This is a genomic window from Halomonas sp. JB37, from assembly GCF_002332255.1.
Taxonomy (GTDB): Bacteria; Pseudomonadota; Gammaproteobacteria; order Pseudomonadales; family Halomonadaceae; genus Vreelandella; species Vreelandella casei.
This window is the reverse complement of record NZ_NRGW01000001.1, coordinates 2,106,483-2,119,439: the sequence shown is the minus strand read 5'-3', so window position 1 is coordinate 2,119,439 and position 12,957 is coordinate 2,106,483. Positions and strand designations below refer to the sequence as shown.

Here is a 12,957-nt window from a genome sequence, read left to right as displayed (position 1 = left end):
AACGTGTCCCAACTCCCTTTGTTGAACCCATTATATAGGTGGCGTACGCCATGATTGCCTTTCTAATCAAGCGGCTGATGCACGCGATTTTGGTGATGTTCGTCATCAGCGTGCTGGCCTTCGCCATCCAGGACAACCTGGGTGACCCCGTACAGCAAATGGTGGGCCAGTCGGTACCTGAAAGCGAGCGAGAGGCTCTTCGCGAGCGCTTAGGCCTCAACGATTCCTTCGTAGTGCAGTATGTGCGGTTCGCCAAAAACGCGGTACAAGGCGATTTTGGCGACTCGTACTTTTATCGTGAACCTGCGCTGCAGGTCATTGGCCGCCACTTACCGGCCACGTTAGAGCTGGTGTTTGCAGCCACGCTGATTATCATGCTGTTCTCAGTGCCCATTGGCGTGTACAGCGCGATTAAGCCCCGCTCACCGATTTCACGCCTATTCATGGGCGTCTCTATTATCGGCATTTCGATACCGGTGTTCCTAACCGCGATCGTCCTTATTCAGATTTTTGCCATTGGCGTGACCGTCACCGTGTTTCCAGAAAGCACGGGCTGGGGCGCATGGCTCAACAGCTTCTTTTCTACTGAAGGCAACATGCCCTCCTTTGGCCGCGGCTATGATCTTGTCAATGTCGTAGGCAACTGGGATACCAACTTAGCCACCTGGAATGGCCTGCAGCATTTGGTATTACCCGCCGTTTCACTGGCCTCCATCATGCTGCCGTTGTTCATTCGTTTGATCCGCGCTGAAATGATGGAAGTACTCCAGTCAGAGTACGTCAAGTATGCGCGAGCTAAAGGCATTTCTATGCGCCGCGTCTACTTCGTCCATGCGCTGAAGAACACCATGCTGCCCGTTATTACCGTCGGCGGCGTGCAAATCGGCACCATGGTGGCTTATACCATTCTGACAGAGACCGTTTTCCAATGGCCGGGCATGGGTCTGATGTTTTTAGACGCTATTAATCGTGCCGATATTCCGCTGATTGTGACCTACCTGATGATTGTCGGCGTCATATTCGTGATCACCAACACCATCGTGGACTTGATTTACGGCTTCGTGAATCCCACTGTTAAACTGACAGGGAAGCCCGCATGACAATGACCACTAAATCATCACCGGCTAAATCATCACCGACTAAGTCTTCACCGACTAAGTCCTCCCCCCCCGGCCGTTGGGAACGTCTACGCGATTCTTATTTATGGTACAGCTTTAAACGCGACCGCACTGCCCAGCTATGCCTAGCAGTGTTTATCTGCATGGTGGTTGCCGCCTTTGCTGCGCCCCTATTGGCGCCGACTGATCCTTATAACCTGGCTCAGATCGACATCATGGCTTCAGAAATGCCGCCCTTCTGGATTGACGGCGCAGACGACCGTTTTGCACTGGGCTCCGATGCCCAAGGGCGTGATCTATGGTCGATTGTGCTTTACGGCACACGCGTCTCTCTACTGATCGGCTTTGGCGCTGTGATTCTGCAAGCCCTGATTGGTATCACCTTTGGCTTGATGGCGGGCTACCTTGGCGGGCGAGTTGATACTCTTCTGATGCGCCTTGCCGACATTCAGCTATCGTTTTCAACCCTAATGGTCGCCATCGTGGTAGGTGCCGTAGTCAAAGCGACGATGGGAAGCGCTTTCTATAGCCAATATGCAGTGATGATGCTGATTTTAATTATCGGCCTAGCTGAGTGGCCACAGTATGCCCGCACCGTGCGCGCCTCTGTACTGGCTGAGAAAAACAAAGAGTATGTTGACGCCGCCCGCGTCATGGGTCTGCGCAGCAAGCGGATTATGTTTCGCCATGTGCTGCCCAATACCATGTCGCCTATCTTTGTTATCTCAACAGTGCAGATTGCCAACGCGATTATCTCTGAAGCGGCACTGTCGTTTTTGGGGCTGGGAATGCCGGAAACGCATCCATCGCTAGGATCACTAATCAAATCTGGCTTTGACTATATTCAATCGGGCTCCTGGTGGATCACCCTGATTCCGGGCCTGGTACTCGTTGTACTGGTGCTGTCGATCAATCTACTCGGCGATTGGCTGCGCGATGTCATGAACCCACGACTCTACAAAGGCTGAGGACACCATGGCACTACTTGAAGTCAACAACCTCGATGTCCGCTTCGCACTTCGCCAAGGTGAAGTACACGCCTTACGAGACATTAATTTTAGCCTTGAGCGCGGCGAGCGCTTGGGCATTGTCGGTGAATCTGGCGCGGGCAAGTCGGTCGCTGCGTTTTCGCTGCTCAACTTGATTGCTAAGCCGGGCTTTATTGCGGGCGGTACTATTAACTTTGACGGCCAAGTGCTTAATCGCATGTCTGAACGCGGCCTGCGCAAGGTCCGCGGCAACCGCATTTCGATGATTTTTCAAGACCCAATGATGACGCTCAATCCCGTGCTGGCTATTGGCGAGCAGATGATCGAGTGCTTGAAAGCCCACCGCCGCATTTCGTCCAAAGATGCCCGTGCGATTGCCCTCGACAAACTGCGTCAGGTGCAAATCCCCTCGCCGGAAACGCGTTTAGATCAGTACCCCCATGAGCTTTCAGGTGGCATGCGCCAGCGTATTATTATTGCGATTGCGCTGCTGCTTGATCCAGACATTATCATCGCCGATGAGCCGACCACGGCCCTTGATGTGACGATACAAGCTGAGATCATGGCCCTGCTGCTGGAACTCTGCGAACAGCATAACGTGGGGCTTATCCTGATCACCCACGACCTTGGCGTGGTCAGCCAGGTCACCCAGCGCATGCTGGTTATGTACGCTGGTCGAGTGATCGAGCAAGGGCCAACGCGGGAAATTATCAATGATCCGCAGCACCCGTATACGCAAGGCTTAATCAACGCCCTACCGCAGATGGCCACGCCCGGCGAAAGGCTCAATCAGATTCGTGGCAGCATGCCGTCGCTTTCTAACCTTCCCAGCGGCTGCGCGTTTCATCCGCGTTGCGATTTTATCAATCGCGCCGATGGCCAACCTCGCCCGGCCTGTACGCAGCAAGTGCCTGAATTTGTCGAATCAGGCAACTGTCGTGTTGCGTGTCATATGGTGGCTGAAATGCTTGAAGACCGCCGCTTGAAGGAGGAAACCTCATGAGTTCACAGCCTGAGGCTATAGCGGATAATCCGACCACGATGCCTACCCCGCGTCAGAACGAACAGAGCGCTGATTCGCTGCTCCAGATCCGCGATCTCAAAAAGCGTTTTTCGCTCTCCGGCGATTTTCTAGAACAGCTGCGCTTTAAAGGCGGCAAGCTGGTTCGCCACCAAGAATATGTGCATGCCATCAACGGCGTTAATCTGGATATCAAGCGCGGCGAAGCGCTCTGTGTCGTGGGCGAGTCAGGCTGCGGAAAATCCACCGTCGCTCGGACGGTCATGGGGCTATTAACACCGTCAGAAGGTGAAATTTTCTACGACGGCCAGCGTATCGACAATCTAAGTTCGCGTCAGCTATTGCCATATCGCAAGCGCATGCAGATGATTTTCCAGAACCCCTACGCGTCGCTGAATCCGCGCATGACGATTCAGCAAACGTTGGAAGAGCCGCTGCGCCTGCATCATCCTGACTGGAAGCGTCAGCAGATTCTCGATAAGGTCGAGCAGGTGATGCGTTCAGTGGGCATTGATCCTGACTGGGGCAAACGCTTTGGGCACGAGTTCTCCGGAGGTCAGCGCCAGCGTATCGCGATTGCGCGCGCCTTGGCCGTTGACCCTGAGTTTATCGTTGCCGATGAGCCTATTTCCGCACTCGACGTTTCCATTCAGGCCCAGGTACTTAACCTGCTGATGGAAGCTCAGCAAGAGCGCAATCTCACCTATCTCTTCATTACCCACGACCTTGCGGTCGTCGAGCACTTTGGCACCCGTGTGGCGGTGATGTACCTAGGCACGGTCTGCGAGATTGCCACTACAGCGACGCTGTTTGAAAAGCCACGTCACCCCTACACCCAGGCGCTACTTTCAGCGATTCCACGCCTGAAAGATGATCGCCCACAGCATATTCGCCTAACAGGTGAAGTGCCCACCCCGGTGAACCTACCCAGCGGATGCGTATTTCATGGCCGCTGCCCGTATGTTAACGCGCGTTGTAAGCAAGAAATCCCCCTATTGCAAACCCAGGATGACGGAACGCGCGTAGCGTGCCACGCTGTTGAAGAGGGCCGCCTATGAAATCGGCGGCATACATCCAGCGAAGAAAGGCATGGAGAGGTAAAACATGGAAATTCGCTGGCTAGAAGATTTTATTGCCCTGGCCAGAACTCGGCACTTCTCACGCGCAGCAGATGATCAGCACGTTACGCAGCCTACCTTTTCCCGTCGTATTAAATTACTTGAGGAGGAGATGGGCGTAACGCTGATTAACCGTCAAACGCTGCCGCTTTCGCTCACTCCCGCTGGGGACGAGTTTTTAACCCTGTGTGAGCAGGTAACCGAGCGCGTGCGGCTAACCCGTGCGCGTGTGCGCGAAATTAATGCCGGCCAGCAGCGGCGTATTATGGTCGCGGCACCGCAGAGCCTGCTGCCTCATTTTCTACCTGAATGGCTAACGTCTACGGGATGGCACGATCGCGTGCAGCCCTACCTGCGGGCAACTGGCTGGGTGGCCAGCGACTACTTTCAAGCCCTAGCACGTGCCGAGTGTGACCTTGCTATTTGCTACTGGCCGGCTGGGCGCTGCGACCTTGATATTGATACTAGCGCCTGTAACTACCGAGTCATTGGCCACGAAAGACTCATTCCAGTGACGGGGTTAAATGCCGATGGTGCCCCCTGTGCGCTGCTGCCAGGCTCTCGCGACCAGCCGGTGTCCTGGCTTGCTTACCCTAAGCGCGGGCTGCTTGGGTCTGCGGTTAAAGCACATTTGGCCAGGATGCCACAAAGCACCCATTTAACCGTGCAGAGTGAAAACCTTTACGCAGCCGGCATAAAAGAGTTGGTGCTGCTGGGCTACGGCATGAGCTGGCTACCGGAGCGCAACGTAGCGTCTGAGCTTGCTCAAGGGACCCTAGTACGAGCAGGCGACAGCCGCTGGGATGTCCCTATGGAACTACGCCTATATCGACATCAAAGCCATCACCACGCTGAACTTGACGGGTTCTGGAGCGAGCTCGCACCGCCCCGCGCCTGATGATGATGTCTGTGAGAAAACTTACTTGAGAAAAGGCACTGCTGTTATGTCAACGACTCTATTTAAACTGCAGCGCGAACACTTAGTACATCTACAAAGTGCTTACGCGACACTACTAGCCGACCATCAATTGGATAGCCTGGCCATTTACAGCGGTCACGCTAGCGACCATTTTGCAGATGACCACGCTGCCTCGTTTCAAACCTACGGCCATTTTATGCACTGGGTGGGCCTAGCTGACGTTCAGCATAGCTGGCTGATGATTCAACCCGAAAAACGACCCCAGCTTTATCTTTATGCCCCGGCTGACTTTTGGCACCTGCCCACGCGCCTGCCTGAAGAGCCCTGGGTTGCCGAATTCGACATTCATTTATGTAGCGATAAAGTTGCCCCGTCACTGGCTGGCAAAGCTGCCATTATTGGTGATATTGAACGCCTCCCCGCTAGCACCCTGCAATCGTTAAACGCCGAATGCCAGCCAGCAACTATCGTCCATGCACTGGATGAACTGCGACTACTCAAAACGCCGTATGAAATTGCCTGTCTGCGCGAAGCAAATCGCTTAGCGATAGCGGGCCATCAAGCTGCGCAGGCCGCCTTTATTGGCGCCTCAGGTGAGCTGGATATTCAGCTCGCCTACTTAGCGGCAAGTCGTCAGCGTGAATCAAGCGTCCCTTACCAGAACATTATTGGTCTAAATCAACATGCCGGTGTTCTGCACTACCAGCATTACGATCTCAAAGCACCTAAACAACGCTATAGCTTATTAGTGGATGCAGGCAGACGCTTTCGTGGCTACTGCGCGGATATTACCCGTGCATACGCCGGCCCCGATGCACCCGCGGCCTTTGGCGAGCTAGTCGCGGCAATGCACGGCTTAAAAGATGAGTTGGTCAAAGGCGTAGCGCCCGGCGTTAGCTTTGTGGCGCTTCACGAGCAAATGCATCATCACTTAGCTGAAATACTCATTGCTCACGAGCTATTCCAAGGCACGGTCGAGCAAGCCGTTGCTGAAGGCGTCACGCGAGCATTCTGCCCTCACGGGCTAGGTCATTCGCTGGGTCTACAGGTGCACGATGTAGCCGGGTTGCGCCACCCCGACGGCACCCCCGCGCCAGCGCCGGAAAATCACCCGGCTCTGCGCTTAACCCGCACGCTCCGCCCTGGCATGGTAGTTACCATCGAGCCAGGCCTGTATTTTATCGACATGCTGCTTGAACCGCTGCGTAACTCTTCACTGCCCATTAACTGGCCGCTGATAGACCAACTCTCGCCCTGTGGCGGTATTCGCATTGAGGATAATGTGGCGGTGACGGAAAGCGGTTTTGACAATCTAACGCCCTGAAAGCGTGTTGCCACCCTTAAGAACGTCTTGTTACTGTTTAGCAGGTCTTATCAATGTGTAGAATGCACATCGCCCGGCACAAGGCCGGGCGATGATTTACTAACACTTTATATGACACGTGGTGCCACATAGAGCCTAAGTCACATAAAGCTTATGTCTATATAAACTCAGGCTATATAGAACTTAGAAGCGGTAAGTCACACCGCCGCCAATAGTGACAGGCTCGATATCAATTTCGCCAACTTGACCAGCACCATTTGCGTTGATATCAGAACGTACGTCAGCATAGCTAACATAGCCGTTAAGCAGGATATTCTGAGTGATCGCAAGATCAACGCCTGCTTGGCCAATCACACCATAGCTTTCATCAACGTTGAAGCCGCTCGGCTCGCCAGAGAAGCGCGTGTAGTTAAGACCAGCACCTACATAAGGCTGAACGCGTGAATCTAAGCCACCCATCGGGTAGTAATTCACCAGCAGGTTAATAGGAAGACGGTCAATGCTACCAACGCCACCGGCAGATGCTGTATTAAGCTCGTGCTCAAATTTCTCAGAGCTGTTTAGCTCCAGGCCTACTTTATCGGTAAGGAGATAACCAGCACCGAAAGTAAAGCCGCTTTCGCTCTGCACATTAAGTGAATCACCCGCTACGTTACCATTACCTGAGCCTGTATTGGTCTTGGCAACGCCGCCACGAACAAATACGTCGCCAGCGTTATAAGCGAGAGCCGCTTGGCTTGCCAGTGCGAAGCTAGCAGTGATTACAGCGGCGGAAATCAGTTTCATATTGCTCATTAGATTTATCCTCTCTATGCAGCGCTAGTTCCCTTGCGCCTTGGTATTACGGTGCCGGTTATCCGGCTTTCCTGTATAGTATATAGTATACGAACAGTGTTTCCAAATTGCATGTAAAATTTTGTTATAAGAATTCCAAGTCTGATAGTTTTTTCCACGCATAAAAAAAGTCCCCCGAAGGGGACTAGGTGGAGCACGCCAGCTCACTCTGTGTATCGCTAGATTGTCTAGCGATGTAGATGATGAAGGGTGAGCAACACATTAATCGCCACATCACTCTGTTCAATCATCCTTTGCCATATATATAGCGATTCGCATGCCAAAAAAAATAAAAAACATATATTTCAAAATCTTAAATAATAAAAAGACATTGGCTGATGTTTGAAGCAAAAAAACCGCACCAGACCAAAGCATTAGTCGGGTGCGATGCATCATCGTAGCGCAGGCGCTAAGGGGTCACGATAATCTTCACCTGCGACTTATCGCTAAGCAGTGCCTCAAAACCCTCCTCGATGATATTCACCAGCGCAATGCGCTGAGTCACCATATCTTCTGCGCGGAAATAGCCGCGCTCCATCAGCGCAATAACGGCGGGGTAAACATGCCGATAGGCAATAATACCCTTCATGGTGCGCTCTTTGATGACCAAGTCGTTGGGATGAAAGCTAGCCTCCCCTTCCCAAATACTCACCACGACCGTCTCACCGCCTTCATGAGTGCTATGCAAAGCCTGATTCAAAACGGCAGGAATTCCCGTCACCTCAAACGCGACGTCAACACCGCCGCCACTTAATGCCTGAAGTTTGGCCACGGCATCTCCCTGCTGGGGATCAATGACCGTTGCACCTAACGACTCAGCTTTTGCCTTGCGTGAGGGGGCCACCTCAACAGCATAAACACGAGCAGCACCGGCAGCCTTTAGCGCTTCTATGGTCATGAGCCCAATCGGACCTGCGCCAAATACCGCCGCACTGTCGCCCGCTTTTAGGCAGCTCTGGCGCACCGCATGCAGCGCAACCGCCGCGGGCTCTATCAGCGCGCCTTGCTCGAAACTTAGGCCATCCGGCAGCTTATGCACCATGTGCTCGCCGACTACGGTGAACTCAGAGAAACCGCCACCGCCGCCGGATAGGCCGTGAAAGCCCAGCTCCGGCGTCAAATTGTAGCGCTCCATCAAGTAAGCCCCGTCTTTATGGGGGGAAAGAATCGGCTCAATGGCCACGCGATCGCCGACACTCACCCGCGATACCTTTTCACCGATTTCGACGACTTCACCGGAAAACTCATGGCCCATAATAATCGGCGCCTGCTCACCGCTAATAGGATGCGGCTCGCCCACGGGAATAAAAATCGGCCCTGCCGCATACTCGTGCAAATCGCTGCCGCAGATACCGCACGCAGAAACTTTAACCTTTACCTCGTGAGAATCACTGATAGCGGGTATCGACACGTGCTCAACGCGTAGATCTTTTGCTGCGTACCAAACCGCTGCCTGCATGGTTGATTGCGTCATTTCTGGCTTCCCATTAAGACTTATGATGAATCGGCTGGAGCCCGTAAACAGGCGTTTCCAACCCCTCCATACGTGCTTTCAACTGCAGCGCCAAATAATGCGAGTAGTGTCGAGACTGGTGCAGGTTGCCGCCATGAAACCAAAGCGCTTCTTGCTGGGTGGGCTTCCACATATTGCGCAGCTCGCCTTCCCAAGGCCCGGGGTCTTTCGTGGTATCGGAGCCTAAGCCCCAACATTTGCCCACCTTGTCGGCCACTTCTTGAGAGATAAGCCGGGCCGCCCAGCCGTTCATCGAACCATACCCAGTGGCATAAACGATCAAATCAGCCGTAATCTCGCTACCATCGGTCAATGTGATAGAGCGTGGATTAATGCGTTCAATGCCCACGCCGCTACGTAGTTTGATATCACCATTGGCCACTAGGTCACAGGCGCCCACATCAATGTAGTAGCCAGAGCCGCGGCGCAAATATTTCAAAAAGAGCCCCGACTCATCGTCACCGAAATCGAGCATAAAGCCGGCATCTTCCAGTTTTTGGTAAAACGTGGCGTCACGCTTTTTAACGGCAGCAAAGGCCGGGCGATGAAAATCCGGCAGCACCTTATAAGGGATAGACGCGAAAATAAGATCCGCTTTATCGTGAGTAATGCCGTTAGCGACGGCCTCTTCTGAATAAAGCGGCCCTAGCACCTCTTCCATTAATGAGTCCGACTTTACGATATGGGTAGACGATCGCTGCAACATCGTCACATCAGCGTCGTGTTCCCATAGCGCGGCCGCAATATCGTGGGCCGAGTTATTAGCCCCAATAATGACGCACTTTTTACCCTTATAGGCATCCGGCCCCGAGTGCTGGCTAGAGTGCTGCTGCTCACCTTCAAAGCTTTCAGCACCGGGGAATGTCGGCACATTAGGCATGCCCGACATTCCGGTCGCCATCACGAGCTGCTTCGGCCGTAGCGTCACTTTTTCACCGTTGCGAGTCACATTCACGACCCACTCACCTGCCACTTCGTCAAAGTGTGCATTCTGGCACTCGGTAGAACTCCAATAGTTGAGTTCCATCACGTTGGTATACATTTCCAGCCAATCACCTACTTTGTCTTTAGGGGCAAAGATCGGCCAGCTATCGGGAAAGGGAATATAAGGAAGATGGTCATACCAGACAGGGTCGTGCAGACATAGCGACTTATAACGTTTACGCCAGGAATCGCCCGCGCGCTCGTTACGCTCGATAATAATAGTTGGGACACCCATCTGTTTGAGCCGTGCGCCTAAGCCAATGCCCCCCTGGCCACCGCCAATAATCACGCAGTACGGCTGCTGGGTGTAGCCTAATTCAGCTTCCTCGCGCTCCCGAGCTTCTAACCACGTTTCGCGGTTTTTATTGGCGCCGTGCTCAGCCCCTTTGGGGCGATGGTGGTTACGACGCTCAGGATAGTCATTAAGCGCCTGCATCGTGGTCAGCAGCGTCCAACACTTCCCCTGCTTAAGACGCAGGTAGCCTTTGCCGCTAGACACTGCTGTTTTAAAGGTAAACCACGCATCAAAAGTGTCACCACTGTCGGTCGCCTCGCCTTCTAGCTGCCAATCAGAAGGACATACGCTAGCCAACGTTGCAGAAAGCATAGCCTGAATATCGCTTTTGCCCTCGCAGGTTTTTAAATTCCATGTGAAGGCTAGAAAGTCACGCCAATAGCACTCTTCACCGAACAGTGAAAGCGCGTGCTGTATATCGTTAGCCTGTAGCGCGTTATCAAAATCTCTCAGCCACGCATCGACGGCTGTTGTGGCAATTTTATGTGACGGGATCTGTGACATAGCGGGTACTCCATATACGCTTGTTATTGTTGAAAGGCCTTTTACCTACACAACTCTAAGCACCCGTCGTGCCAAACCGAACAAATAAAATATAAACAATTGAATAGTAAAGATTAATAATCGGCTATTGAAAAATTAAAGAGCATTTACGGCGGCGTACACCTGTCACACTGTTTACAGCTCGGCGTAACATCCGTTACAGGTGTAACACACGACTAACGGCGTAAGATGGCTGCGTTGACACCTGCGCTAGAGCGCATAGGCTGGAAAGACAATAACGCGTCTTACGGTGCAAAACGCCATGCCAACTCAATCGCTATTGCCTGCACGATTACACTCTGTACAGCGCCAGCATATCGAGCATATATTCTTGCTCGGCGAAGGGGTGGACGTGCCTCAGCTACCGGCTCAGCCAACAATTCGACGCTCCTGGCTGCGCTGTTTGAATGAATACCAGCTTGACCCTACCCAGCCGCGCCCCGCAAGAGTTGTGACTCAGCAAACGCTTATCGAGCACCGGGAACCCGTTGATGAACTCCTACACGTTGCCAGGGCTGGCGTGGATCAGCTTTATCAGCAAATCTCCCAGTTGGGCTACGTCCTGCTACTCACCGACCATCGTGGTATTACCGTCGAGTTTCGCGGCGACCCCCATAAAGATAGGCTACTGCGGCAAGCGGGTCTTTACTTGGGCGCCGATTGGGACGAGCGATTTGCTGGCACCTGCGCCGTGGGCACCTGCCTTCACGACCGCCAAGCGATTATCTGCCACCGCCAGGAACACTTTGATGCCTCGCATATTTCGCTGACCTGCACCGCTGCGCCTATCACCGACCCACAAGGTAACGTCATGGCCGTGCTGGATATCTCTGCTCTGCAATCACCTAGCCAACATGAAAGCCAAAATTTCAGCCTTTCGTTAGTAACTCTCTACGCCCGCATGATTGAAGATGCCTACTTTCTCCGGCGCTACCGCGACTGCCTAATGGTACGCCTGGATACCTCCCGGGAGTTTGTGCATGTGAACGGGCGTGGCCTGATCGCCATTGAAGAAAATGGCCAGGTAATAGCGGCCAACGCCGTCGGCCGTGAACTCATCGCCTGCCATCAGCACCGGTGGCCACCTTGGTCAGCGCGCCACACGCCTATATTGGATGAACTATTTGAATGCGAAATCGCCGACGTGCTGAGCATCAATAGCGGCTCAGATGATCAGCTGCGTGCCTTTCGCGCCAGGGCCGACAACACGATTTACTTTATTAGCCTGCTGGAACCTCGCCGCACTCGATCGACGCATGCACAGCAACCGCCCGCATCATCGCTACCGGAGCCACTGGCTCGCCTGGGTGCCGATGACCCCGCCATGCGGAAAATACAAAAACTGGCTGAGAGGCTGCGCAATGAAGTCAGTGTTAATGTCCTTATTAGTGGCGACACTGGGACAGGTAAAGAAGTTGTTGCTCGCGCGCTGCACGACAGCGGCCACCGCTCCAGCAAGCCCTTTGTAGCGGTCAACTGCGCCGCTATTCCTGAAGCACTGATCGAAAGTGAGCTATTTGGCTATCAGCCAGGAGCATTTACCGGAGGACGCTCGCAAGGCATGCGCGGGCTCATTCCCCAAGCTGACGGAGGCACCCTGTTTCTTGACGAAATAGGCGATATGCCACTGGCACTGCAAACGCGTCTGCTGCGCGTACTCGCAGAACGGGAAGTCATGCCGCTAGGTGCGAACACGCCGGTGAAGGTTGATATTAGGGTAATTACCGCGACCCATCGCAATATAGAAGAGATGATTCAACGCGGAGAATTCCGTGAAGATCTCTACTACCGCCTGAACGGTGCGCAGCTGCGCCTGCCCTCACTAAACGAGCGCGCCGACAAGCTGTACGTGATTCGTCGCGTGTTTGCAGACGTAATCAAAGAACGGGCCGCCAGCGAGTCACCACGCCTAAGAGCAGATGCTATTAGCGCTCTGCTGGCTTACGCATGGCCAGGTAATATTCGGCAGCTAAAAAATGCGCTGGCCTTCGCACTGGCCACCTCGGAAAACGATGAAATCACCGTCGCTGATTTACCGGAGCAATGCCTTAGCGAACGCATTACGCGCAAGGCTAATGACTTATCTTCCGACAGTTGCTCAGATCCAGGGCAGCCGCTACTAGATCTACTTAAAAAGCACCACTGGAACATTAGCGCCGTGGCTCGCGCGCTAGGCGTTTCACGGCCAACGATATATCGGCAAATGCAGCGCCAAGGGATTGTGCCGCCAAACTGGCTGCATTGATAAAAGCCAGGAGAACATAAAAGACACCTCACTCTGAATGGCCTTGGGGTTTGC

At 53.5% G+C, this 12,957-nt stretch carries 10 protein-coding genes; 7 read left to right on the top strand and 3 right to left on the bottom strand.

Annotation, left to right across the window (positions count from 1 at the left end; translation table 11 throughout):
• Window positions 1–50: 50 nt before the first annotated feature.
• The 6 genes from CIK78_RS09855 to pepQ are packed head-to-tail and all read left to right on the top strand — an operon-like array spanning window position 51 to window position 6,489.
• Window positions 51–1,100: an ABC transporter permease gene (locus CIK78_RS09855; RefSeq protein WP_096279556.1), complete on the top strand. Its 1,050-nt coding sequence runs from the start codon at window positions 51–53 to the stop codon at window positions 1,098–1,100.
• Entirely contained in the window at window positions 1,097–2,086 is a 990-nt protein-coding gene (locus CIK78_RS09850) for an ABC transporter permease (RefSeq protein ID WP_096279554.1), read from the top strand. Before CIK78_RS09855 ends, CIK78_RS09850 begins: the two co-directional genes overlap by 4 nt.
• Window positions 2,087–2,093: 7 nt before the next feature.
• Window positions 2,094–3,110, top strand: a complete 1,017-nt coding sequence (locus CIK78_RS09845) for an ABC transporter ATP-binding protein (RefSeq protein ID WP_096279552.1) — start codon at window positions 2,094–2,096, stop codon at window positions 3,108–3,110.
• 38 nt (window positions 3,111–3,148) lie between these two features.
• Window positions 3,149–4,186: an oligopeptide/dipeptide ABC transporter ATP-binding protein gene (locus CIK78_RS09840; RefSeq protein WP_096282343.1), complete on the top strand. Its 1,038-nt coding sequence runs from the start codon at window positions 3,149–3,151 to the stop codon at window positions 4,184–4,186.
• A 46-nt stretch (window positions 4,187–4,232) separates the two neighbouring features.
• Window positions 4,233–5,144 carry a LysR family transcriptional regulator gene (locus tag CIK78_RS09835; protein ID WP_096279550.1) on the top strand — a complete coding sequence of 304 codons (912 nt, stop codon included), beginning with the start codon at window positions 4,233–4,235 and terminating at the stop codon, window positions 5,142–5,144.
• A 46-nt stretch (window positions 5,145–5,190) separates the two neighbouring features.
• Window positions 5,191–6,489 carry a Xaa-Pro dipeptidase gene (pepQ, locus tag CIK78_RS09830; RefSeq protein WP_096279549.1) on the top strand — a complete coding sequence of 433 codons (1,299 nt, stop codon included), beginning with the start codon at window positions 5,191–5,193 and terminating at the stop codon, window positions 6,487–6,489.
• 183 nt (window positions 6,490–6,672) lie between these two features.
• Here the strand turns inward: pepQ and CIK78_RS09825 are convergent, their stop codons facing one another.
• The 3 genes from CIK78_RS09825 to CIK78_RS09815 form a co-directional block, all read right to left on the bottom strand.
• Entirely contained in the window at window positions 6,673–7,284 is a 612-nt protein-coding gene (locus tag CIK78_RS09825; RefSeq protein WP_176483388.1) for an OmpW family outer membrane protein, read from the bottom strand.
• A gap of 448 nt (window positions 7,285–7,732) precedes the next feature.
• Window positions 7,733–8,797 carry a 2,3-butanediol dehydrogenase gene (locus CIK78_RS09820; RefSeq protein WP_275542731.1) on the bottom strand — a complete coding sequence of 355 codons (1,065 nt, stop codon included), beginning with the start codon at window positions 8,795–8,797 and terminating at the stop codon, window positions 7,733–7,735.
• A gap of 13 nt (window positions 8,798–8,810) precedes the next feature.
• Window positions 8,811–10,619 (bottom strand): NAD(P)/FAD-dependent oxidoreductase, encoded by a 1,809-nt coding sequence (locus CIK78_RS09815; RefSeq protein ID WP_096279546.1) that lies wholly within the window; start codon window positions 10,617–10,619, stop codon window positions 8,811–8,813.
• A 301-nt stretch (window positions 10,620–10,920) separates the two neighbouring features.
• Here CIK78_RS09815 and CIK78_RS09810 point away from each other — a divergent pair, with 301 nt between their 5' ends.
• A complete protein-coding gene (locus tag CIK78_RS09810) occupies window positions 10,921–12,903 on the top strand; it encodes a sigma-54-dependent Fis family transcriptional regulator (protein ID WP_096279544.1) in 1,983 nt (660 codons plus the stop codon).
• Window positions 12,904–12,957: the final 54 nt, after the last annotated feature.